This window comes from Gaetbulibacter aquiaggeris (assembly GCF_044003965.1).
In the GTDB taxonomy this organism is placed as follows: domain Bacteria; phylum Bacteroidota; class Bacteroidia; order Flavobacteriales; family Flavobacteriaceae; genus Yeosuana; species Yeosuana aquiaggeris.
In genome coordinates this window covers 128827-153667 of sequence record NZ_JBAWKC010000002.1, presented here as the reverse complement: position 1 = coordinate 153667, position 24841 = coordinate 128827, and the positions used below count along the sequence as shown (strand labels likewise).

The window sequence follows — 24841 nt, the reverse complement described above, 5'->3', positions numbered from 1 at the left end:
AGCTCTTTAGTTAATGCCAATACTGTCCGGGCCATGAAAATTCTACCTATTTTGTTTTGTTTCGTTTTCTTTTGCTAATTTAGTTCTAGCCAACACAACTTACCATACACAAGACCTTTAGCCTTCATTATGATAAAACGTTCTCTATAACTCTTTAATCCAATTTAAACTTGAGAATATTATTCTCGTAAAAAAAAAGTAAATTTATATATCTACAAGAAATAATTATCCAAAAACCAATCAAATGAAAAAATCAATCCTTTTTGTGTCTATATTTTTATTTGTCTTTGTTCTTCAAGCTCAAGACACAATTAATTCAACTTGGACCCCTGAACATAGCATGAAGTTTAAATCAATTTCTGAGGTAGATTTATCGCCTGACGGAAAATATGTTGTGTACGTAGTGCGAACACCATTTATGGAGGGTGAAAAATCTGAATACGTGAGTCAGATTTGGGTATCAAGTTCTGATGGAAAAATGGATATTCAATACACTCAAGGCACGTCCTCTAGCGCCTCACCAGCATTTTCTCCAGATGGACAGCACATTGCCTTTATGTCGAAGCGTTCAGATGAAAATCAAATTTGGCTCATGCGATTAATGGGTGGTGAAGCTGAGCAGATTACCTTTGAAAAAAACGGAGTCAATAGTTTTCAATGGTCTCCAGATGGAAAAAAAATTGCATTTTTAAAAACAGATGAACTAACAGAAGAAGAAGAAAAGATAAAAAAAGAAAAAAGAGATGTCATAGAGGTAGACAAAAACTTTAAATACGCACATATTTATACCATTAATATTGAAAAAGAAAAAGATGCAAAACGAAAAGTACAACGATTAACAGGTGGAGATTATCACGTTAATAGTTTTGATTGGTCACCCGATGGTAAAACCATTGTATTTTCGCATAAGGTAAATCCAAAAATCAATACAGACAGAATTGATGCCAATATCTCCTTGGTAGCCTCAGATAGCAGTGCATTGAAATTGATAGTTTCTCAACCTGGACCAGATACAAATCCTAAATTTTCACCAGATGGACAACAAATTGCCTTTCAATCTACTGGAGGTCGGCCGGAACCTATAGGTATGGATGATATCTACGTTATTTCAAAAGACGGCACAGGATTAAGAAAATTAATGCAGACTCCTGATAGAAATGCCAGTATCAATTGTTGGGGAACAGATGGTAAATCCATTTATTTTACAGAAACATTAAAGACATCTCAGGTTCTTTACAATATGCCAATAGAAGCTAGTAAGACTTCTGAAATAGCCTTAATGAGTAACACTAATGGGGTGAGTACGAGTTACAGTATTAATCCCAGAAAAAAGGAAATGGCATTTGTATTTCAAGACCTCAATACACCACCTGAATTATATTTCTCAGAGCTGAATGGTAAAAATCCTTTGAAACTAAGTGCTATAAATTCAGATATAGCTATGCCTAAAATGGGGAAAACTGAGTTGATAAAATGGGTATCAAAAGATGGTATGGAAATAGAAGGCTTACTGACTTATCCTATCAATTATAAGAAGGGAGAAAAGGTTCCATTGGCACTACAAATTCACGGCGGCCCAGCAGGTGTTTTTACTCAGATGTTTACTGGAGGTCCATCAATATATATGACGCAGTATTTTGCTCAAAATGGAATCGCTATTTTAAGACCTAATCCCAGAGGAAGCACAGGATACGGTAAAGAGTTTAGATACGCAAATTTTAAAGATTGGGGCTTTGGAGATTATGAAGACGTGATGAGTGGTGTAGACAAAGTTATTGATATGGGCATCGCTGATGAAAACAGATTAGCAGTTATGGGATGGAGTTATGGTGGTTATCTTACTAGTTTTATAGTTACTAAAACTGATCGATTTAAAGTCGCAAGTATGGGTGCTGGCTTACCTAACTTAATAAGTATGGTTACAACTACAGATGTTCAAGATTATTTAGTAGGTCATATGGGAAATGAGTTTTGGGATGATTATGAAATCTACGAAAAACATTCTGCAATATATCGTATTAAGAATGTTTCTACACCGACACAAATTATACATGGTGCCAATGACTTAAGAGTTCCATTTACGCAGGGTCAAGAATTCTATGTTGCCCTGGACCGAAGAGGCATAGATACAGAAATGTTAGTTTTACCTAGGACTCCGCATGGACCAAGTGAGCCTAAACTGTTGATGGAAGTTTCTCCTAGGATTTTAAAATGGTTCAGTCGTTATATTAACATAAACCTATAAGCTGGATAAAAGAGAAAATTAATTGATTTAATAAATAAAGAGATAGAAAAATAACGAAAGGCTAACAAATTATATAAAAAATTGCTGAGTAATTACTAAAACCTAAGTATTGTTAAAAAGGAAAGTCAGTTAAACCCGAAAAGTAAGCGAGTAAATCCGCCACTTTTAATATACAAGACCGTTAACCGCAATAAATTAAAAGAATACAAATATTACCTTACAGGAATAAATGGTCGTCAAAATTTCTTACTTAGATTATTTTAAACATGTTATTTACCTTGCATTAATGCTATAAACTCCTTCTCTTTTTGTAAGCAATCTAAATCAGGGTCGTGTTTGAGATAATCATAATTTTCAAACCCGTTTTCCATTGCTTTTTTAAGATTTTTAATAGCGGCTTTTTTATTGTCTATTAATGCATAAAAACAAGCGGCATTATAGGTGATAATTGGGTCATTTGGGTTTTGTGCAATTCCTTTACGCATTTCTTTTTTTGCTTCCTCTAAACGACCTAGTCTTTTTAATGTAAAAGCATAAAATTGGTGCGCACGAGAGTCATCAGGGTGACGCAGCAAATAGGAAGGATAAAATAAGGCGGCCTTTTCAATAATATCCTGTAAATTTTGCTCATCATGCAAGGTTTTATAGGCCATCTGCAAATCACCATAAGGAGAATGGAAATCTCCATTAAGTTCTAACACTTTTTTAAAATCAATTGCGGCCTCAGCATCTTTACCCATTACTCTATAAAGTCTGCCTCTAACCCAATAGGCAAAAAAATTGTCAGGGTCAAAAGAAATTGCCTTTTCAGCAGCTATCAAAGCTTCCTTTGGTGAATTTTTGTTATAATAAACCAGTCCAAGAGCACTATAAGCTTCCGATGAAGCAGAGTCATAGATTAGTGCTTTTAAAGAAGCTTCTTCGGCCTTTTTTATCCATTTGAGATTTTTATCATGTGTTTCATATAATAAAGCACAAGCCTCGGCCATGCCAGCATAAGCGGTTGCATATTTTGGATCCAAATCGATAGCCTTTTGAAAAAGATCTATGGCTAAAAGAAGATAGCTCTTGGTATAACTAAACAAAAATTCACGAGCTCTTAAATTAGCATCATAAGCCTCACTATTTATGGTTGCTCTTTTACTAAGTGCCACTTTTTCTTTTGAAGAAAGCTTTAATTGTAATGACTTTACAATTTTCTTAGATACCTTTTCCTGAATACCAAAAACATCTGCTATCTTTCCTCTGTAAATTTCGGCCCAAAGTTCTACATCTTTTTCAACGTCAATTAATTCAGTCGATATTCTTAAATCGTCCTTATGCTTACGCACCGTGCCTTGCAAAAGATATCTGGCTTTCAATTCACGACCCAATGATACAATATCCAATTCAGAATCTCTATACCGCATAGAAGTACTTCTAGATGCAATATCAAGCTCCTTGATTCCTGACAAACGAATAATGATTTCTTCCGTCAACCCGTCGCTAAAATAATTACTGTCATTTTCAGCACTGATATTCTGAAAGGGTAAGACTACTAACTTTTTATTGTCATTATTAAGTTGATATGCAGATTGTTTCGCTATTAATTTCTCAGAATCAACCTTTTGAATTTTTTTTATTCCTTTTGGAGATAATTCATATACCCAAGCAAAGACTAAACTAATCGGAAAACCAATAATCAATATAAAAATCAAGGTTTTCATGAAATTATTGGGTGCATTAAAAGCAGGAAGAACAACAGAAAAGACCTGAGCAATTAACCATGCTATCACTAAATAGGATATTGCTGATCTAAACACCTTACGTCTTTTAAGTTCTGATATGTATTTTTTAACATTCACGCTAACTTGAAGTTGGTTTTTATTAATTGAACCTAAGATTTACCATTATAATTTTAGCAGGATTAGAGAGACTCAAGGTAGAAGAAAAGGGTTTAAGAAATAAAGAGGCGCGCCCGCAATCATCTGCTTAATTAATACTTAAAGATAAGAAAAATTAATCCAATTCTTAATTAAGTAACCGGGAAACATTCCATATTTAGAGTATTAGAACGCCGATCTTTAATATGATAAAAAAGGAACTAAATGGCAACACCATATATAAAAAATTGCTATTTTTAGATTACCCAAAATTATTTTCTTGATTGCGAGCCTCTGATTATCCTTCAGAAAACCCTTGCAGTTAAGTTAAACACTAGGCTTTGTCTAAATAAACCTTAACTGTGATTAGTAAATAATATTTAAGATGACATTCTTTCGACAAAATTCGTCAAAACGACCAATAAAATACATGGAAACTCATTTTTGATCTTACTGTTGTATACCATAAAACAGATGAATAAAGAAAATAAACTTCTGGTAATAAAGTTGATACATACTATGATCTGGGCTTTTTTTGTCTTTGTAATATTCTACATTTTATATTCTGGAATAACTAATAGTGTTAATGCATTCACCTGGATTGGAATTGGATTAATAATAGGAGAAGGACTGGTGTTATTATTCTTTAAAATGTTTTGCCCTCTAACTATAATTGCTCGAAATTACTCAAATTCTCAAATGGACAATTTTGATATTTTTCTTCCCAATTGGTTAGCAAAACACAACAAGCTTATTTTTACTTCCGTTTTCATAATAGCGCTAATAATAGTGGTAGCGCGCTATATCCAAGACTTATAAATCTGAGAAAACACAAGGTATAGTATTGTATTTAATTATGCTATTGGAGAAGTTTTTCTTGTGGTAATTGGGGTCTTGATTGCTTTGCAGATCAATAATTAGAATGAAGCTAGAAAAGATACTATTAAAGAAATAAAAATGCTCCAAGATATCAGAAATGATATCAATAAAAATATAGGCAACTTAGAAGAAGGCTTACTCTTGCTTAATGAAGGAAAACTGAGTAGTTTAAATGTATTAAACTATATTGAAACAAAACAAGTATATGCTGAAAGCATGATTAAAGATTTCACTAATTTTACCAACTATTGCGATCCGGTTTTTACTGAAGCTTCTTTTGAAAATCTTAAAAATGTAGGTGTTAATTTAATTAGTAATCACTTATTAAGAAATCGGATAATAGAACTTTTTGAAATTGATATGGATATTTTAGATGTATCCTATTTGAATGAACATAATAATTATATGACTTCCGCAGCTAATCCAGTATTCTCGAAATATTTTTACTACAATTGGAAGTCAATAAAAAGTATCAATGAAAAAATTCCTTTTGATTATGACATGATGATGGCCGACAAACAATTTTATTCCATTTATTCTTGTATTCTATATCATCAAAAAATTGCCCTTTTAAGATCTGAAGTCTTTATTGAAAAATCAAAATTACTTCATGCCGCTTTCGAGGAGCAAATAAATCTACTCCAATAACAAAGGGAGTTTTTCTTAAAGTTTAAGGCATCGTTAACACCATATATAATTAATTGCTTGGTTAGAATTTATTCACGAAATTAGCAACTTACATATACAACATTTCATATGCAAGGCCCTTTTATGCCAACAAAAAAAATAATGACCAACGAACAAACTGCAATACGCACTACTTACTTCAGCATCATTGGAAATACTACTTTAGCAATCATAAAAGGACTTGCCGGATTTTTTGGTAATTCATATGCCTTAATTGCAGATGCTATTGAATCAACAACCGATATTTTTACGTCTCTTTTAGTGTTATTCGGATTTAAATATGCAAAACGCCCAGCAGACGAAAATCATCCCTATGGTCATGGTAAAATTGAACCTTTAATTACATTTGCTGTAGCCGCCTTTCTTGTGGTTTCTGCCACAATTATTGCTCATGAAAGTATTCTAAACATTCAGACACCACATAAAACCCCTAAATCCTGGACTTTAATTGTATTAGGCCTCATAATAGTTTGGAAAGAAATCTCATTTCAAATTGTTGTTAAGAAAAGTAAACAAACCAATAGTTCTTCACTAAAAGCTGATGCTTGGCATCACAGAAGTGATGCCATAACTTCTGTAATGGCTTTTATTGGAATTTCAATAGCCATCCTATTCGGAAAAGGTTTTGAAACTGCAGATGATTGGGCCGCTTTATTTGCTTCAGGATTTATTTTATATAATAGCTACTTAATTCTGAGACCTGCTTTAGGCGAGGTGATGGACGAACAACTTTATGCCGACCTGATACTTGAAATTAGAGAAAAATCAAAAGAGGTAAAAGGTGTTTTAGGTACAGAGAAATGTTTTATTAGAAAAGCAGGAATGAAATTTCATGTGGATTTACACGCCATTGTTAATAGTGAAATTTCTGTAAAAACAGGACATGATATTGCTCATAAACTCAAAGACTATTTACGCAAAGAAATACCAAATTTAGGACACGTACTAATCCATATTGAACCGAATGAATAAAGGCAGCGCAACATTACACATAGGTCATTGCTAATAAATTTCTAATTGGAAATTCCAGACTGCTGCACAATGGTTCCCTTCTTTTCTTTATCTTAGTACTAAGTCAACAAACCAAGTACGAGCACATTATGCTCATTACCAAAGTATGATTAAACAAATCATTTAAAAACCAACTAAATCTATGTCTCAATCCCGCCAGCTTGCAGCTATCATGTTCATTGATATTGTCGGTTATACCGCTATGATGCACAATGATGAAAGAGCCACACTAAATCTACGCGACAAACTCAAAAAAAAATTAGAAACAGAACTTGCTCTTCATGGGGGAAAAATTGTGAAGTTTAGTGGTGATGGTGCTCTTTGCAGTTTTGGAAGCGCCATAGAGTCAATCAGGGTGGCAATAGCAGTCCAATTAAATATGCAAACGGAACCAATAGTTCCTTTGCGAATAGGCATACATCAAGCAGACGTTGTTTTTGAAGAAGGAGATGTTCATGGGGATGGTGTTAATATCGCTTCCAGACTTGAATCACTGGCCATGCCTGGAAGTATTTTTATTTCTGCAAAAGTGTTTGATGAAATTAAAAACCAAAAAGATATTCATGCTGTTTCCCTCGGAAAATATTTATTGAAGAATGTCGCTGAGCCTATGGAGATTTTCTCTATTAGTAATGACGGACTCGAGGTTCCCTTTAACAAAAAACTAGAAGGAAAGGGCATTAAGTATGTTAGTGATAAAATATCATTTAAAAAAAGAACTTTGTTGGTTCGTTTTATTGCAGTTTCAGTTATCATCAGTACACTTGGCTATTTTATAGTCCCTGGTATCATCAACAAACAAAATGCGAAAAACAAATTGTTACCAGCCATTCAAAAAATGGTTGACGAAAATTTCAGACCACCCACAGAAGCATATGACATGGCCCTTGAAGCCGAAAAATATATCCCGAATGATTCCCTATTAACTAAATTATGGCCAAGTCTTGCTTCTACGGTTTCCATAGTAACAGATCCAGAAGGGGCTGAGGTGTATTGGAAGGATTATCACAAACCGGAATCAAACTGGAGGTTTGCAGGCAAAACTCCTTTGAAAGATGCAAAATTTCCTCGAGGTTATCTAAGAATGGAAATAAGAAAAGAAGGCTATCAGACTATTGAATATGCAGGCCCATGGTCAAATGCAAGACTAGGATCAGATATTGATACCCTAAAAATGGACGCAACAGGCAGTCTTCCGGAAAATATGATTAGAATCCCAAAATATACCCCTAGTATGTATATTGTAGGACTGGAACAGGAAGCAGGAAAAAAAGTTGGTGAATTTTTGATTGATAAATACGAAGTGACCAATAAGGAGTACAAAGCGTTTATTGATGCCAACGGTTACACAAATCCTTCCTTCTGGAAATACCCTTTTTACACAAATGATCAGGAACTTTCCTCAGAAGAAGCCTTCGCAAAATTTGTTGATAAAACAGGAAGGCGGGGTCCTGCCAACTGGGAAGCAGGCACTTATCCTAATGGGCTAGAAAATCATCCGGTTACAGGTATTTCATGGTATGAAGCTTCTGCATATGCAGCCTATGCGAAGAAAGAACTTCCTAGTGTCTATCATTGGAGTGTCGTTGCACAGACTTCAAGAACAGAATTTATTGTCCCTTTAAGTAATTATAGCGGCAAATCTACCGTGCCCGTTGGGAGTATGAGCGGTTACAGTTTATTTGGTGTTTATGATCTGGCCGGAAATGCAAGAGAATGGTGTTTCAACGAAAGCAGTCAGAAAGGGCAACGATACATATTAGGGGGTGGTTGGAATGATCCATCCTATGCTTTCAACGACAGTTATACGCAATCAGCGATGGACAGGAGCACATCTAATGGTTTCCGCTGTATTAAATCATTTGCCAATGATACCTCCTCCGCGCAACTTAAGGGAACAATATCGGCCTTATTCAGAGATTATCGAAAAGAAAAACCGGTAGACGATAAAACATTCGCTCTTTATCTTAACCAGTACCTTTACGATAAAAAACCACTTGAATCTAAAATAGAGCGCACAATTGATAAAGATTTATGGAAGATTGAAAAAGTTACTTTCGATGCCGGTTACAACAATGAAAGAATGCAGGCATGGATATATTTACCTAAGGACGCCAAACCTCCATTCCAACCTATTATATTTTTTACTGGTTCAAATGATATTTATAGTAAAGAATTTGATCCTAACCATATTGGTTCTCTTGATTTTATTTTAAAAAGTGGCAGAGCCTTTGTTTTCCCCATTTACAAAGGGACTAATGAAAGGCACGATGAGCTTAATTCAGATTTACAGGAAGAAACCGTTCTTTACAAAGACCATGTAGTGATGTGGGGTAAAGAATTTTCCAGAACTGTAGATTACCTCGAAACCCGATCTGATATGCAGGCTGACAAAATAGGCTATCTTGGCTGGAGTTGGGGAGGATTTATGGGTGGTATTATACCTGCAATAGAAAAGCGAATTAAGGCTATTGTATTAAATGTAGGAGGTATGGAAATGAACAGGACCTTCCCAGAAGTAGATCAACTCAACTATTTGCCTAGGGTGACCCAACCAATTTTAATGTTGAACGGAAAGCATGATATGTTTTTCCCCGTTGAAACTTCTCAAAAACCAATGTATGACTTATTAGGCACCCCCTCCAATCTTAAGAAAAAGATTGTTTATGATGCAGGCCATTTAGTGCCAAGAACTGATTTTGTTAAGGAAACATTGGTATGGTTTGATCAATACCTTGGTCCAGTCAAATAATATGACTAATAAAATGATAATAAATCAAAAAGAAGTAACTTAGTTCAATTACAAAAAACGAAGCAAAAAATAATAACAAATTATTCTTCTAATTCTATTAATTCAAATAATATGACAAGTAAAATAAAAGGCACTATAGCTATACTTACGGGTGGTGGTGATGTTCCAGGACTAAACCCTGCCATTCGTGCAATTACTATACGCGCAAGTCGCGAAGGGTACAAAGTAATTGGATTAAGACGCGGTTGGGCAGGCATTGTTGAAATGACTCAAAACCCAAAAGATGATAATAGTAATAACTATATTGAATTAACACAAACTTTAGTAAATAGAGCTGGTAGAACTGGTGGTACTTTTTTACATAGTTCCAGAACAAGACCCAGTCATTTACCTAAGGCAAGTGTTCCAGAACATCATCAGGATTCATATCAAGAAGAATATAATGACATGACCAAAGTGGTGTTGTCTAATTTGGCCTATTTAGGCGTCGATTATTTAATACCCATAGGGGGCGATGACACCTTAAGCTATGGCGTAAGATTATATCAGGAAGGCTTTAAAGTAGTTGCCATTCCTAAAACTATGGATAACGATGTGCCCGGAACCGATTATTGTATTGGATTCAGTACCTGTATCACAAGAACTATTAATATGACCAACACGCTTCGTACTTCTGCTGGATCTCACGAACGATTCCTTGTTCTTGAAGTATTTGGTAGATATGCAGGATTTACAGCGATGTTACCCACCATGGCAGGTGCAGCAAACCGTTGTGTCATTCCCGAGTATCAATTTGATATAGATGTACTAACCGAACAAATGGTTCAGGACAGAAATGAAAACCCAAGTAACTATTCTGTAGTTTTAGTATCAGAAGGAGCTACCTTCAAAGGCGGTGAAATGGTTTTTAAGGATGGCGAAAAAGATCAGTTTGGTCATGCAAAATTAGGAGGTATTGGCGATTTAGTTTCAGACCGTTTAAAAATGTTATCCCCTAAATATAATAATGGAAAACAAGTCAATGTGATTAACCAAAAATTAGGCTATTTGGTGCGAGGTGGTGATCCGGATGCCGTTGATTCTATCGTTCCAATGGCTTACGGAAACCTTGCTCTGGATTTGATCTTAAAAGGTATTCATGGACGTCTTGTGGTGCTTAAAAACGGTCGTTATGATAATGTGCCAATTGATGTGGTTGTGGGCAAATCTAAACTAGTTAACATTAATAAATTCTATAATACAGAACGTTTACGTCCTTTTTACAACAGTTTTGAAATGAATCCGCTGTTCATCATGACTAGTGAAGGCTAAGAAGTTGTATAAAAAACCCTTTAGTGTATATATAGTGTGAATATAGTTAATACCTATATCTAATTGTTGTGCTTCATTATAACCAGCCGCTAACCAATGATAAAATTCTTTAGAAAAATTAGACAAGACTTACTTTCAAAAGGAAAAACAGGAAAGTATTTGAAGTATGCTTTTGGAGAAATAGTTCTTGTAGTCATTGGTATTTTGATTGCTCTTTACATAAATACTATTAGAGAAAATCTACTTCAAAAACATTATATCATTAGTGTTTTTGAACAAATACGAAAAGATTTAGTGAATGACACTTTACAATTAAGTGTTGATCTCAAGAAAATAAAATATACCAATGAACTTATAATTGATATACTTGAAAATAATGTTCCTGACTCGTTTTATTCTAATATAAATGTTGATAGCTATGATAGTGAAGCATTTAGGCCGTTTAGGAGCTTGGTGACAGATTTCATAAACTTTCAACCAAATAATAAAGGTTATGATTTGCTTAAAACACTTAATAATAAAGAGTTGGTAAATGACTCTTTAACGAACGGCATTTTGAGTTATTATTCACAACTAAACACCGAGCTACCGGAATATAATAAAGTAACGGTAGAACTTTCAAAACGGAATATCCAAGAATACAAACAATACGTTTGGTTTGAAAACTGGGCAATAGGAAAGTACGACAAAAATTTTATTGAATATCTAAAAGATAATGAAGATAATAGAAAACGACTTGCGGAATTTTACAGCTATTATTCAGTTAATGAAACCTATTGGAAAACCCTTAAACAAAGTTCTGGAAATCTTATAAATTTAATTGATAAGCAAATAAAAGATCCTAAAAGATTAATTAAATAACGAAAACACAACACCGTATAAAATTAATTGCTAGTGCAAGCCTACTTACGAAAATCCTCGTGGATTTTCAATTCGGTGTGTATTTGCTAAATTAGGTGCTTAAACCACGCAACTAATCTTATACAAACACGTTGTACATCATTAAAAACCAATAATATGAATAGAATATTTTTATTTTTTTTAGTAATACTCATGTGTTCGCAATCCTACGGACAAAAACCAAGAGCTAGAGATTTAGGAATTCCATTTGTTGGAACAACAGGAGAATTCAATGCAATTACAGATGTTAAAGGTGTGGAGGTTGGATATAGTACAATTATTTCAGGTGATGGAGAAAATATTATTGGCAAAGGACCTATTCGAACAGGAGTTACTGCAATATTTCCGAGAGGAAAAGCCAAGAAATTTAGTCCAGTTTATGCCAATTGGTACAGTCTTAATGGAAATGGAGAAATGACCGGTACAACTTGGGTAACTGAATCAGGGTTTTTAGAAACACCTATTATGATTACAAATACCAACAGTGTTGGAGTTGTTCGAGATGCAGTTTTGAAATGGTATGTAGATACAGATTGGTATAGTGGAGAAGATTGGTGGTACACCTATCCTGTAGTAGCAGAAACTTATGACGGGTTCCTTAATGATATATATGGTTTTCACGTAGAAGAAAAACATGTTTTAGAAGCTATAAAAAATTCATCGAGCGGAAAGATTGCTGAAGGGAATGTTGGAGGAGGAACTGGTATGATGTGCTTAGGTTTTAAAGGTGGAACAGGAACCTCTTCGAGAGTTTTTAAAATTAAGGACTCAACTTATACTGTGGGGGCAATTGTTCAATCCAATTTTGGAGCAAAAAGAAATTTATCAATTGCAGGTGTTCCAGTTGGAATTGAATTAAAAGACACCTTAAATTACAAGTTTAATGCGCCACCAAAATCAAGGAGACAAGAAGGCGATGGTTCAATTATAGTAATTATAGCAACTGATGTCCCTCTTTTGCCACACCAATTAAAAAGAATCGCTCAAAGAATTCCATTAGGAGTTGGAATTGTAGGTGGAAAGGGAAGCAATGGCTCTGGAGACATCTTTTTAGCCTTCTCAACTGCAAATAAAAATGCATTTAATCGAGATGAAACTACTACAGTTGAATCAATGTCGAATGACCAATTAATGCCAGTTTTTGAGGCAACCGTTCAAGTGGTTGAGGAAGCTATTATTAATGCAATGGTGGCAGCTGAAACTATGGAAGGAATTAACCGAAATAAAGCCTATGCTTTACCACACGATTTACTGATTGAAACTTTAAAAAAATACAATCGTATAAAAGAATAACACAGTACAACACTGTCTAAAATTAATTGCTAGTACAAGCCTAAATACGAAAATTGCTTACGTCAGTTCGCTGCACTCGTGTCTAATCAATTTTTATTTGCTAAATTAGTTGATTAAACATCGCAACTAATCTTAAACCAAAATTTGGCTTTAATTAAACCTAAATGAGCATTATTTCTATAAAAAATACTACTGGTTTTATCTTAATGACCTTAGCTCTCATAGCCTGCCATGCTCCAGCAGATATATCAGGAAAATTAGAGGGAACAGAAAAGAAGGTCATCAAAATGTATCTCATTAAACCTGAAACTTTAAGGGCTGTAGGAGCTTCTTATTTAGGAAAGGTCATAGATTCTGCTGTGGTAAATTCTGATGGCCACTTTGAATTCCACAATCTACCGAAAGACAAAGAACCTGTATTGTTAGAATTAGCCCTAAAGATATCTGAAAAGGCTCCAAATTATTTACAAACTGATGATCCAATGAAGTCTAACTATATGCCTATAATCTGGCAATCAGGAGAGCCTTTGTACATCACTGCCAAACTGGATGCGTTTCAAAAAAGTTTTTCAATTGATGACCCTTCCGAAATTAATAAAGCATTACTGGACTTAAGGGATACTAGCCATAAAGCATACCAATCCTATCTTGCAGGAAAGCATTGGCAAATAGAAGATGGTAGTCAACTGTTGGAAAAGGAACACGCTATCTTACAATATCAGACGACGCTCATACAGTTTGCAAATAACATACAGTACCTTATTCCTGCATTGGTGGCTTTAAGGTTGTTAAGCCCGGAAAATGATTATGAACGGGTGCCTGAATTTTTGGTAAGTCAATGTCAAAAATGGGGAGAAAAACAACCAGATCATCCATGGGTTAAACAGCTTTGTAAAGAAAGTGATCCCTCTAATTTACCTGTTTTAGTAGGAGATGTGTTTCCAAATATCAAGTTGCCCATGCTCACAAAGGGCAGCCTTACTATTAAAGACCAATTAGGCAAAAAGCTTACTATTATAGATTTATGGGCCTCTTGGTGTGCGCCTTGCCGAAAGGAAAACCGTGAGGTTCTAGTACCTCTTTATAATAAATATCATGACCAAGGTTTACAAATTATTGCTTACGCTCTAGAAAGTGATGAGTCTACATGGAGAGCAGCTGCAGAGCGCGATGGGGCCAATCTCTGGATACAAGCATCAGATTTGCAAGGAGATGATGCCCCTTTCTTAAAAAAAATCCGTGTTCGGACCATTCCAGCCAACTTTATTCTTGACGATAAGGGTGTGGTTATAGCTAAAAATGTTCATGCAGAGGCTTTAATGGATTTGGTGAAAAGTTATATGAAAAAGAAATAAGAAACTCATGTCAACATGGGGTTAATCCATTGTTTTATAGATACTAAACCTAAAAAATCATTATATTTATAGAACTTGATTCCAACCCCGAAAATCCTAAACGTATTTTCCTGCCAATGGAATCATAGTTAAACAGGTTATGAACAAGTAAGAGAATATTAAATATTATATTATGATTAGAATATTAATTCTATCCCTCATTTCTATAAGCATTTATGCACAAGAGAAGTCTTTTGTGTACCAAGTTGACTTCACGAACAAAAACGATGCCTTTAATGTAACTTTAACAGTGCCACCATTGTCAGAAAATGATGCGGTCTATAGCTTTGTTTCGTATGCTCCAGGAGTACATCAACCTTTGGATTTTGGACGATTCGTCAAATTGTTCAAAGTTTATGATAAAGCTGGAAACGAACTCCTGACCAATAAAATTTCCACTAATGATTTTAGAATTCTTGAACCAACAAAGGTTTCTAAAATCATATATGAAATTGACGATTCCTTTGATATGAGTACAGCGTATCACCCTATATACCCTATGAGTGGCACAGGAATTAATGATGACTATATTATTCTTAATACACATGGTGTCTTTGGCTATTTTAAAAATCTAAAAAATGCCCCGATAAAGTTGAAAATTAAGCTTGAAGGAACACAAAAAATTGGTACAGCTCTAAATTTGGGTGATAATGGTTATTATGAGATAGCCTCTTATTACCATTTGACAGATTCCCCGTTATTAATAGGAAATAAATTATCTTATGCGTCCACAACTATTGATAAGATTCAGGTTGAAGCATATGTCCATTCTCCTTCGGGTGAAATTACCGCTCAAATAGTATTGGATCAAGCCTCAGATATTCTTAATGCAGCAAAAGATTATATAGGGTATTCTCCTGTGGATAGATATACCTTTTTAATGTATTTCTCTTCGCAAAAAGAGGCTCAAGAAATGCCTGTATTACAAGGCGGCGGAGCCTTAGAGCATTCTTTAAGTTCAACTTATGCCCTACCAGATATGCCTCAATATTTGCCTCTGCTTAAAAATATAATTGCACATGAGTTTATGCATATTCTCAGCCCTCTTCATCTTCACAGTGAGGTATTAGCTAATTTTGATTATTCCAACCCCGTTTCAGAAGACCAACATGTTTGGCTCTATGAAGGTGTTACCGAATGGGTTTCATACATCATGCAGGTTAAATCTGGAATAGAGACTCCACAAGACTATTTGAACTATTTATCTGAAAAGGCAAATAATAGTGAAAATTACAATACCGAATATAGCCTTGCACGCATTAGCAGTGAATGGTCTACAGATGAAGGTAATAAACAATATGGAAATATTTATCAATTAGGGGCACTTACTGCAGCCATGTTAGATATTAAACTGTTGCAGCTTTCAAATGGAAGTAAAGGGTTACGTGAAGTATACCTTGACCTAATTAAAAAATATGGAAAAGAAACCCCTTTTGATAATGCCACATTTTTCAACACATTGGTTGAAATGACCTATCCGGAAATAGCTGATTTTATTGACAATCACATCAAAAATAATGTGCCATTTGATTTCGAAAATGAAATGAAATTATTGGGTATTAAGTACTATAAAAAAAGGCCTAATCCAGACAACCTTCCTACCATGGGTTTTACTATCCGTCCAGACCATAACAATCAACCTACTGTGATGGACATGTCTTCGGACTATCTGGGTATACAAGTTCAGATAGGAGATATTATTACCCACATTAATGGTACGGAATTGAATGAATCTAGTTATCAACACCTGTTTGAAAGCATCACAAAAATGACAATTGGTGATGCATATCAATTGGACATAATTAGAAATGGAAAATCGATGAAGATCATTGAAAATTTATATGCCAAATACGATAGAAATGTATTTGAGTTCGACAATAATGCTTCTGATAAAGCAATATCTATGAGGAATAAAGCAATTACAAAACAGGACTAGACATCTTCAAATTTTCTGTGTTTTGATGGAATGAAGTCCACAATCGACAATTATTCTTATACTAATGGTTGTGTTTAATACTGATAAAAATTCTTGATGATGATTATTGAAGATTTAGGATATGATTCTGAATTAGAAAAATATAGAAAGGAACTTAAATTAGATTCTTTTGACATTGGTCGCGTCATCTTAGAACATAAAGACAGATATGTTATAAAAACTAAAAATACCGAATATGATGCTGAGCTTATTGGAAGTTTAAGGTTTACTGCTGAGTCAAAATACGATTTACCAGCAGTTGGAGACTGGGTAGCTATTTCTGAATATGATGACAATAAAGCTTTAATTCATGCTGTTTATCCAAGACATTCCATACTTGAAAGAAAAGCTGTTGGTAAACTAAGTGAAACACAAATAATTGCTACAAATATTGATTTTGCACTCATCATTCAGTCTGTTAATAGAGACTTTAATATTAACCGGCTAGAACGTTATTTAACCATATGCTATGATTCTAAAATTGAACCAATTGTAGTCTTAAGTAAAATTGACTTAATTGAAAAATCCGAATTGGAAAAAATATTAGAAAAGATCAGTAAAAGAATCAAAAATATTTCAATTATTGCCTTAAGTAATGACTCTCACATTGGGTTAGACAAAATAAAATCCAAATTAACAAAAGGTAAAACATATTGTTTATTAGGTTCTTCAGGTGTTGGAAAATCTACTCTTATTAATAATCTTGTTGGTAAAGAACTAATGACAACAGGAGGCATTAGTAACAGCATTGACAGGGGAAAGCACATTACCACTCACAGAGAATTAATAGTGACTGATAATGGCATTTTAATTGACAACCCTGGCATGAGAGAAGTGGGGATTGCGGATTCAACTGGTGGATTGGAAAAGACATTTGAGACCATAGTTGAGTTATCTAAAGATTGTAAATTTAAAGATTGTACCCATACCACAGAAATTGACTGTGCTGTTTTAGAAGCCGTTAGCAGAGGAGAAATTGATGCAGATGCTTATGAAAACTATTTCAAAATGGAAAAGGAAAAAGAGCATTTCGAATCGTCGGTTGCTGAAAAACGCAAAAAAGACAAAGATTTTGGAAAAATGATAAAACATTTTAAAAAAACAAGAAAATCAAATAAGTACTAAGTCCAACGATAAATCTAATTTATAGTACATTGCACAAAAATCCTGCATACAATTCTACATCAAAATCACGGCCTCACTGTTGGCAACAATTAAACTCAAATTAATAATGAATAGAACACCAGAAATTTTAGTTATTGCCTTATTTTTTATATTTCAACCATTTACACATAGTCAAACCAATCAACAGAGTCAATTTTTACAAAAAGTAGGGGTTTTAGATAGCATATATTCCCAAAGCCTGAAAGAATACAGAAAATTTTATGTGCAACTCCCTGCCAATTACAGCACTAATAAAAATGAGAAATATCCTGTGGTTTTTATTCTGGATGGAGAAGTACTGCTACCCACAGTCAATAATGTTCAAGATTTTTATGCCGGCGGTTTTACCCCTGACATGGTGATGATCGGCATTTCAAACGATAACCACAGAATGCGTGACTTGACAACGTCAAAAGTTACAGAAATGTATGGAATGCCATTTAATGAAGAAAACGGAGAGGCAGCCAATTTTAGTGATTTTATAGAGACTGAATTGATCCCGTTTATAGAAAACAAATACCCTGTCACTAATTATAGAACATTAATTGGGCATTCATATGGTGGTTTGTTTACCATTTATACCTTAATTAATCGTCCTGAATTATTTTCCAACTATATAGCTATCGATCCAAGTCTTGATTGGGATGACCAAAAATTATTAAATGAAGCAAGAGACCAATTCTCAAGTAATAACTACAATGGAAAATCTTTATTTATGTCTTTAAGTGGGCAATTACATATGCAGAAACCAGAAGTAACTATTGATAATGTGATGCAGGACACCTCAGACTTCACCATATTTGCAAGGTCCAATATGGCCTTTTCAGAAATAGCAAAAATAAATGATCAAAACGGATTGGATTTTGACTGGAAATTTTACCCTAAAGACCTGCATGGCACCATTCCTTTTCCTTCTATCCTAGACGGTTTGATAACTGTTTTTAAATGGTATCAATGGGAAAATACAGATAAATTTAATTCGCCCGACACTTCAAAAGAAGAACTATTTAAAATAGTGAAATATAGAGAACGCAAACTTCAAAATAAATTTGGTTATTCAGTACCGCCTTATCCGGAAGAAATTTTAACCATGTCAGGATATATGAACATAGATATGGATCAGCCTGAAAAAGCAAAAATGTACTTTGAATTTGCTATTGAATTTTACCCAAATAGCTCCAACACCTATGATTCTATGGCCGATTACTATGAAAGAAATGAAGATTATGACAATGCATTAAAATTTGTGACTAAAGCCTATGACCTAAGTCCTCAAGATTACTATAAGAAAAGAATGGAAACCCTTAAGAATAAATAAGAGAAGACAACTATATTAATTTAATTGTTTTTTTACATTTTTATTTTTTTCTCTGTGTCAATCTTAAGCTTGCTCTTTTTGAGTTGCTTGTTGAGTTCTACTACTTCTGTTTTTATGAATTTCTGAAATGTCTCTTCAACTGCTTTTAAACGTTTATTAAATATCACATGTACTTCACGTTGTTGGTCAGTTGGTTTAAAATCGATACCATGCCCTGTTAAATCGCTTGCCAATGCGCTTAACCTTCCATACAGTTGCATTGGTGAGCGGAAGGCATCTTCACGTGCTCCCGTAAGATGAATATCATACAGCGAGCCCGCTATGGACTGGGCTGTTTTACTGAGAGCCTTGGCTTGTTCAATATCTGATTTTTTATTTAGCTTAGGAAGGATGCTATCTAATTCGCTTCTCACTACTTCTATGGTATTAATCATGTTTACTGCAAGGTTCATGGCATCTCGCAATTCCAAGGACACTTCAACTTGGGCTTTAATATCTGCTAGAGAGCCTTCAGATACCGGATCTTTCAGTACTTTTAATTCGCTTACAAATTCTTGATTGTCAACAATAAGTTTTACTTTATAAACATCAGGAACCACTTTAGGTCCAAATTGTCCCAGCATCAGATCCAGATCCCAAGTTACCAATGGTCGCCAACCTTCGCCTTTCAATTGCACCCAGGGTCTCCCTGGAGGTGTGGTGCGAATCATTGGTTTGTAAGTTGGTTCGTAACGTAAATCCCATATGACTCTGTTAACACCTTGCTTGTTCTTCCCTTTTAGGGTCCTAATAAATTCATTGCTTTCTGAAATTATTTGAATTTCCACATTTTTAGCCAAGGTATCCTTTAAAAAGTAATTGATTTCTGCTCCATAGGCCGGATTTTCACCTGAATTCAAACTGGGGCCATCAGTTTTAATACTTTGCTTTTCATGAAACCTGTAAGCTTGTCGCAGGCTGAACAAATGGACGTCTTTGCCTTGGGCCTCTTCAACGTATTCGCGTAATGGTGAAATGTTATCTAAAATATAATAACCCCTACCATAGGTGCCAACTACCAAATCATCAAAGCGCTCTTGAATTTCTAACCAATATACTGGTGACGGGGGTAAGTTGTTTCTCAAATGCATCCAATGATCACCATCATCAAAACTAATATATAAGGCATTATCAGTACCCAGATAGAGCATGCCTTGTTTTTTAGGATCTTCTTTTACTACATGCACAAAACTGTGTATGGATTTAGGCACCGAATTGCTTATTTTTTTCCAAGACTTTCCATAATCAGCAGTTTTATATACAAAAGGGTCGAAATTTCCCATGTGATGTAAATCTACTGTGATGTAAGCAGTCCCTTTTTTATGTTTAGATATTTCAATGTTTGAAATGGTTCCCCATTCTGGAAGGTCTGGAATATTTGGAGAGACATTTTCCCAAGTCTCTCCATAATTTCGTGTTATATGAACTAAGCCATCATTACTTCCTGTCATGATAAAACCGGGTTCTATTTCAGATTCTTCAATTGCTATTAGTACTGCTCCATCCCAAGTCATTAAATTATCAATGGCAATACCACCCGAATCTTGCTGATGTGATTTTTCATTTCGTGTTAAATCAGGACTTATAATTTGCCAACTCTGACCATCATCATCACTTTTATGTACAAACTGACTTCCAACATACGCACGATGCTTTTTGTGCGGTGAAAACGCCAATGGAAAATTCCAGTACCATCTGAATTTCATATCTGCAGGTGCCCAACCATAGCCTGCTTCTGGCCACACACGAATATCGCGTGCGTGACCTGTGCGAAGATTATAACGTTCTAAACCACCATCATAACAACCTGACCAAACAATGTTATTATCAAAAGGGTCAGGTTGCGCAAAACCACTTTCGCACCCGCCAACGCCTTCCCAAAGCCCGATAGGAATATAGCCTTGCAAACTATTGCTTGGTCCTTTATAAGAATAACCATCTTGTCTGTTACCATAAACATTATAAGGTATTTGATCATCAACAGCGACATGATACATTTGAGCAATTGGAAGAACGACACGTTGGTAGCTTTTCCCATGATTTAAGCTGATGCTTACACAACCATCATGAGCGACCATGATTCGGTCTGAATTTTTGGGATCAACCCAAACATCATGGTTATCGCCTCCAGCATCATAGTTTCCAAGGATAGTTTTTCCACCATCCTTTGAGATAGAGAATTTTACATTGGGAAAATAAAGCTCTTCAGAATTTGTTGGTGATATGGCCATGCGTGTATAGTATGGTGCGCGCTCGTTAATATCGTGATTTCTTGTCATGAGTTTCCAGGTGTCACCAAAATCTTCAGAACGATATAAGGCCGGGCTATCAATTTCAAATAACGCGTACACAACATTTGGGTTGGATGCTGAAATAGCTACTGCCGTTTTACCCACAGGATTGTCTTTTCCTCCAGGTAAGCCTTTATCCTTCATAGCTTCCCAAGTATCACCGCCATCCATTGACCTGTAAACACCACCACCAGGACCTCCGCTATTAAGTCCCCAAGTTTGAATGTGAATACTCCACATACCAACCAATAAATTATCAGGGTTATTGGGGTCAATTGCTATATCTGCTGCTCCAGTCCCTTCATCAATAAAAAATATTCTTTTCCAAGTTTTCCCTCCATCAGTTGTTTTAAATACACCTCGTTCTTGTTGTGGGCCAAAGGTATGTCCTAAAGCTGCTGCATATACAATATCAGGGTTTGTTGGATGCACAACAACGCGACCAATACGTCCTGTTTTTTCCAAACCCATATTTTTCCATGTTTTACCTGCATCTTCTGATTTGTAAATGCCGTCGCCCATAGCATGTGCTGGACGAATGATAAAAGTTTCGCCAGTACCAACCCAAACTACGTCAGGATTGCTTGACGCAATGGCAATAGAGCCAATAGACGAAACATCTTGTTTATCAAAAATAGGCTGCCAATTAAGGCCTGCATCTGTAGTTTTCCATAAGCCTCCTGATGCTGCACCAATATAACTTATCATGGGATCTCCAGGTACGCCAGCAACTGCAATAGCACGATTGCCTTCGGGTCCAATAAACCGAAAATTTAAATTCTGAAAAACAGCGTTATCAATTTGCGAATAGGTATTTTGGAGATTAATTAAAGACAGCAAGAAGCCTATAACAAGAACAATACGTTTCATTTTTAGATTGTTTGATGATTATTAAAAACGGAGGCAATCAAATATAAACAATTATAAGGCTCAACTGTTATGAAAGGTTAATCCTCTCTTGCCTTATCCAGAATTTTCTTTTTGAATGATTTGTCATTTTCTATAATATCAAAAAATTCAGTAACGAATCGTTTTGCAATTATAAACTGATTGCTATCCTCAAAGTGTTTTTCCAAATGGTCAATGACTTCAAACATTTTGGATTTATTATTTATAAATTCCTTGCGCACTTGTTCAAAAAGTAGTGCATCCCTTTTATACCCTTTATAAACCCGTTCTTTAACATCTGTGATATCTAATGTTACATTTTGAATATTGGAAACTACCGAATAACTGGCATCAACTAAACCCGACATATCAAAATCATAAGGAAGAGGGATTATTTTTTTATCAACAAACAATAGCTTTCCGTTATGCAAATAAGTAGTTGAAAAATCTGTATTTGCTATTAAGTATTGAAAAAAAGAATTTCTTATAGACGCCAAATCATCCTGCTGTAACGGAAGGATACGCCTTTTGATTTCATTACCATGAAGCCGTTTTGCAACATTATCTATATCTTCTATTAAAACGCCTTTCAAGTCCTTAGTTATGGTACGTTTTCCTTTTTCTTCAATAAATTCAATGTTTACCAAACGTGTTTTGTAGTGAACCGGTGTCACGATTTCATACAACTGATAAGCCATTAACTCCTTAATAACATAATCGTTATTATGAGATTCAATTAAACAAGGTAAAACAAGTTTCAACTTCTTATTGCCTTCAAATAATGTTCCTTTTGTGGCGGATTTACTCAATTTTAGTTTTAATGGTGCATAATAACAGTTGTCCCGTCTATTATTGCCTCTGGCCCTTAAATCAATTTTTAAAGAATCATATAACCCAACTTCGTTTTTGTAATAGAGTATGGATTCCAAAAAAGTACTGTCATTGGTGTTTTTCTTCACGTCTTTAACAGACATCCTCAATTTGATAAAAAGCGGCTCTTGATTTGAAAATAATATGGTCGTTTCTCCAATGGTTTGCTGAGCATACAACAGATTGCCGGGGATGACATAAAACCAAAGTAAAAGAATTAAACAAATCTTTTTCATAATATGGTATTGAAGTACTATCAAATTTAAGGATTTAAAAATTAATATTTTACACCTTTTTTTGTATGCAATTTTGAAACATAAATTTTCTTTTTTTGTAGGTTAAAAATCTTATTGGATATTAAATTATTTAATATTTTTAATTTGTTAGAACAGGTACTCAAAAATTAGAATTATATGTTGACAGATATCCATCCCAAGCTACCAATGCGTCATAAAGTCATTACAAAAGACTACTATATTACAAAGCTCGGTTTTAAAGTATTTGGTAATGCAGATTATAACGGCTACTTAATGATTCAAAAAGATGGAATTCAAATCCATTTTTTTGAATTTAAAGAACTTAACCCAAAAGAGAACTATGGACAAGTTTATATACGCACCAAAGATATAGACCGTCTTTATAAATCATTCTTGGATAATGATGTCCGTATTCACCCGGCAGGTAACCTACAAACAAAACCATGGGGGCAAAAAGAATTTTCAATACTTGATCCTGATAATAATTTGCTCACATTTGGGCAAAGTATTGAATAGAAAAAAACATGATTAAGATTGTTTTAATTTGAGAATTTAAGTTCTTTTTATTGTTAAAAACAATTCATTTTGATAAATATTAAACCCCTTCATTTTCAAGACCATAAATAGCTTATAAAAATTACGCTATAGTATTTGGTAATCACATAGATTATCGTAAATTTGCAAACTCTTTTTGGAAGAGGAATGTTTAATTAGAAAAAATAATAAGTGTGGATACATTAAGCTACAAAACAATTTCAGGCAACAAAGCTACTGCTAATAAGCAATGGGTTTTAGTTGATGCTGAATCGCAAAGCTTAGGTCGTTTAGCTTCAAAAGTTGCAAAACTATTAAGAGGTAAACACAAACCTAACTTCACACCACATGCTGATTGCGGTGATAACGTCATTGTTATTAATGCCGAAAAAATCAACTTAACAGGAAACAAGTGGAACGATAAAACGTATATCCGTCACACAGGTTATCCAGGTGGTCAAAGAAGCTTATCTGCTAAAGAAATGTTTGGAAAAGATCCTGCAAGATTAGTAGAAAAGTCAGTAAAAGGAATGCTCCCTAAAAACAAATTAGGTGCAGATTTATTCCGTAATTTAAATGTTGTTGTTGGTGCAGCGCATACTCATGAGGCTCAAAAACCAAAGGCAATTAACTTAAACGAATTCAATTAAATGGAAGTAATTCACAAAATTGGCCGTAGAAAAACGGCAGTTGCTCGTGTTTATGTTGCTCCTGGTAAAGGTAACATCACAGTTAACAAAAAAGAATTAAATGCTTACTTCACGACATCTACATTGCAATACAAAGTAAACCAGCCATTAGCTTTGACTAATAACGAAGGTAACTTTGATATCACAGTAAATGTTTTTGGAGGTGGTGTGACTGGCCAAGCAGAAGCAGTTCGTTTAGCAATCTCTCGCGCTATGTGCGAATTAGATGCTGAAAACAGACTAACTCTTAAGCCAGAAGGCTTATTAACTAGAGACCCTAGAATGGTAGAGCGTAAAAAATTCGGTCAGAAAAAAGCGCGTAAGAAATTCCAGTTCTCTAAACGTTAATACCAAATTGAGCTGGATTACTATTTTATGGTAAACAGCAAAAAGAAAAAATTAAACCAGTTATTGTTGTCCTAGTTGTAAAAACAGGATTTAGTTTAGCATCTAAATGGTTAAGGCGAATTTAAAAAATGACC

Annotated in this window: 17 protein-coding genes; 14 read left to right on the top strand and 3 right to left on the bottom strand. The window is 34.6% G+C overall.

The window, feature by feature from the left end:
* Window positions 1-244: 244 nt before the first annotated feature.
* Window positions 245-2245, top strand: a complete 2001-nt coding sequence (locus V8G56_RS07050) for a S9 family peptidase (RefSeq protein WP_395437738.1) — start codon at window positions 245-247, stop codon at window positions 2243-2245.
* Between the two features lie 269 nt (window positions 2246-2514).
* Here V8G56_RS07050 and V8G56_RS07045 read toward each other — a convergent pair whose 3' ends face one another.
* A complete protein-coding gene (locus tag V8G56_RS07045; protein ID WP_395437737.1) occupies window positions 2515-4089 on the bottom strand; it encodes a tetratricopeptide repeat protein in 1575 nt (524 codons plus the stop codon).
* A 975-nt stretch (window positions 4090-5064) separates the two neighbouring features.
* Here V8G56_RS07045 and V8G56_RS07040 point away from each other — a divergent pair.
* The 10 genes from V8G56_RS07040 to V8G56_RS06995 all read left to right on the top strand — a co-directional run bounded on the left by V8G56_RS07040 (window position 5065) and on the right by V8G56_RS06995 (window position 18791).
* Window positions 5065-5634 carry a hypothetical protein gene (locus tag V8G56_RS07040; protein ID WP_395437735.1) on the top strand — a complete coding sequence of 190 codons (570 nt, stop codon included), beginning with the start codon at window positions 5065-5067 and terminating at the stop codon, window positions 5632-5634.
* Between the two features lie 141 nt (window positions 5635-5775).
* Window positions 5776-6645: a cation diffusion facilitator family transporter gene (locus V8G56_RS07035; protein ID WP_395438158.1), complete on the top strand. Its 870-nt coding sequence runs from the start codon at window positions 5776-5778 to the stop codon at window positions 6643-6645.
* Window positions 6646-6826: 181 nt separating this feature from the next.
* A complete protein-coding gene (locus V8G56_RS07030) occupies window positions 6827-9436 on the top strand; it encodes an SUMF1/EgtB/PvdO family nonheme iron enzyme (RefSeq protein ID WP_395437734.1) in 2610 nt (869 codons plus the stop codon).
* A 111-nt stretch (window positions 9437-9547) separates the two neighbouring features.
* Entirely contained in the window at window positions 9548-10747 is a 1200-nt protein-coding gene (locus tag V8G56_RS07025; RefSeq protein ID WP_395437733.1) for a 6-phosphofructokinase, read from the top strand.
* A gap of 96 nt (window positions 10748-10843) precedes the next feature.
* Window positions 10844-11608 carry a hypothetical protein gene (locus V8G56_RS07020; RefSeq protein WP_395437732.1) on the top strand — a complete coding sequence of 255 codons (765 nt, stop codon included), beginning with the start codon at window positions 10844-10846 and terminating at the stop codon, window positions 11606-11608.
* A gap of 156 nt (window positions 11609-11764) precedes the next feature.
* The gene (locus tag V8G56_RS07015) at window positions 11765-12940 is read left to right on the top strand and encodes a DmpA family aminopeptidase (RefSeq protein WP_395437731.1); all 1176 of its coding nucleotides are present in this window, start codon (window positions 11765-11767) and stop codon (window positions 12938-12940) included.
* A 164-nt stretch (window positions 12941-13104) separates the two neighbouring features.
* Window positions 13105-14295 carry a TlpA family protein disulfide reductase gene (locus tag V8G56_RS07010; RefSeq protein ID WP_395437730.1) on the top strand — a complete coding sequence of 397 codons (1191 nt, stop codon included), beginning with the start codon at window positions 13105-13107 and terminating at the stop codon, window positions 14293-14295.
* Between the two features lie 172 nt (window positions 14296-14467).
* Window positions 14468-16270 (top strand): M61 family metallopeptidase, encoded by a 1803-nt coding sequence (locus V8G56_RS07005; RefSeq protein WP_395437729.1) that lies wholly within the window; start codon window positions 14468-14470, stop codon window positions 16268-16270.
* A 96-nt stretch (window positions 16271-16366) separates the two neighbouring features.
* Window positions 16367-17434, top strand: coding sequence for a ribosome small subunit-dependent GTPase A (rsgA, locus tag V8G56_RS07000; protein ID WP_395437728.1), 1068 nt, complete (start codon window positions 16367-16369; stop codon window positions 17432-17434).
* A gap of 106 nt (window positions 17435-17540) precedes the next feature.
* Complete coding sequence (locus V8G56_RS06995) at window positions 17541-18791, top strand: alpha/beta hydrolase-fold protein (RefSeq protein WP_395437727.1); 1251 nt, start codon at window positions 17541-17543, stop codon at window positions 18789-18791.
* Between the two features lie 32 nt (window positions 18792-18823).
* Here V8G56_RS06995 and V8G56_RS06990 read toward each other — a convergent pair whose 3' ends face one another.
* Both V8G56_RS06990 and V8G56_RS06985 read right to left on the bottom strand, forming a co-directional pair.
* The gene (locus V8G56_RS06990) at window positions 18824-21991 is read right to left on the bottom strand and encodes a WD40/YVTN/BNR-like repeat-containing protein (protein WP_395437726.1); all 3168 of its coding nucleotides are present in this window, start codon (window positions 21989-21991) and stop codon (window positions 18824-18826) included.
* A gap of 77 nt (window positions 21992-22068) precedes the next feature.
* Window positions 22069-23115, bottom strand: a complete 1047-nt coding sequence (locus V8G56_RS06985; RefSeq protein WP_395437724.1) for a hypothetical protein — start codon at window positions 23113-23115, stop codon at window positions 22069-22071.
* Between the two features lie 177 nt (window positions 23116-23292).
* On the opposite strand from V8G56_RS06985, the gene V8G56_RS06980 reads away from it, so the two are divergent.
* From V8G56_RS06980 to rpsI, 3 genes are all read left to right on the top strand, one after another.
* The gene (locus V8G56_RS06980; RefSeq protein WP_395437722.1) at window positions 23293-23652 is read left to right on the top strand and encodes a bleomycin resistance protein; all 360 of its coding nucleotides are present in this window, start codon (window positions 23293-23295) and stop codon (window positions 23650-23652) included.
* Between the two features lie 212 nt (window positions 23653-23864).
* The gene (gene rplM, locus V8G56_RS06975) at window positions 23865-24320 is read left to right on the top strand and encodes a 50S ribosomal protein L13 (RefSeq protein WP_331632305.1); all 456 of its coding nucleotides are present in this window, start codon (window positions 23865-23867) and stop codon (window positions 24318-24320) included.
* A complete protein-coding gene (gene rpsI, locus V8G56_RS06970) occupies window positions 24321-24707 on the top strand; it encodes a 30S ribosomal protein S9 (RefSeq protein ID WP_331632303.1) in 387 nt (128 codons plus the stop codon).
* Window positions 24708-24841: the final 134 nt, after the last annotated feature.

Bases quoted from the DNA above. Each gene is read 5' to 3' on its own strand.
- V8G56_RS07050 (WP_395437738.1), top strand. From the start codon at position 245: ATGAAAAAATCAATCCTTTTTGTGTCTATATTTTTATTTGTCTTTGTT.
- V8G56_RS07040 (WP_395437735.1), top strand. From the start codon at position 5,065: ATGCTCCAAGATATCAGAAATGATATCAATAAAAATATAGGCAACTTA.
- V8G56_RS07035 (WP_395438158.1), top strand. From the start codon at position 5,776: ATGACCAACGAACAAACTGCAATACGCACTACTTACTTCAGCATCATT.
- V8G56_RS07030 (WP_395437734.1), top strand. From the start codon at position 6,827: ATGTCTCAATCCCGCCAGCTTGCAGCTATCATGTTCATTGATATTGTC.
- V8G56_RS07025 (WP_395437733.1), top strand. From the start codon at position 9,548: ATGACAAGTAAAATAAAAGGCACTATAGCTATACTTACGGGTGGTGGT.
- V8G56_RS07020 (WP_395437732.1), top strand. From the start codon at position 10,844: ATGATAAAATTCTTTAGAAAAATTAGACAAGACTTACTTTCAAAAGGA.
- V8G56_RS07015 (WP_395437731.1), top strand. From the start codon at position 11,765: ATGAATAGAATATTTTTATTTTTTTTAGTAATACTCATGTGTTCGCAA.
- V8G56_RS07010 (WP_395437730.1), top strand. From the start codon at position 13,105: ATGAGCATTATTTCTATAAAAAATACTACTGGTTTTATCTTAATGACC.
- V8G56_RS07005 (WP_395437729.1), top strand. From the start codon at position 14,468: ATGATTAGAATATTAATTCTATCCCTCATTTCTATAAGCATTTATGCA.
- rsgA (WP_395437728.1), top strand. From the start codon at position 16,367: ATGATGATTATTGAAGATTTAGGATATGATTCTGAATTAGAAAAATAT.
- V8G56_RS06995 (WP_395437727.1), top strand. From the start codon at position 17,541: ATGAATAGAACACCAGAAATTTTAGTTATTGCCTTATTTTTTATATTT.
- V8G56_RS06990 (WP_395437726.1), bottom strand. From the start codon at position 21,991: ATGAAACGTATTGTTCTTGTTATAGGCTTCTTGCTGTCTTTAATTAAT.
- V8G56_RS06985 (WP_395437724.1), bottom strand. From the start codon at position 23,115: ATGAAAAAGATTTGTTTAATTCTTTTACTTTGGTTTTATGTCATCCCC.
- V8G56_RS06980 (WP_395437722.1), top strand. From the start codon at position 23,293: ATGTTGACAGATATCCATCCCAAGCTACCAATGCGTCATAAAGTCATT.
- rpsI (WP_331632303.1), top strand. From the start codon at position 24,321: ATGGAAGTAATTCACAAAATTGGCCGTAGAAAAACGGCAGTTGCTCGT.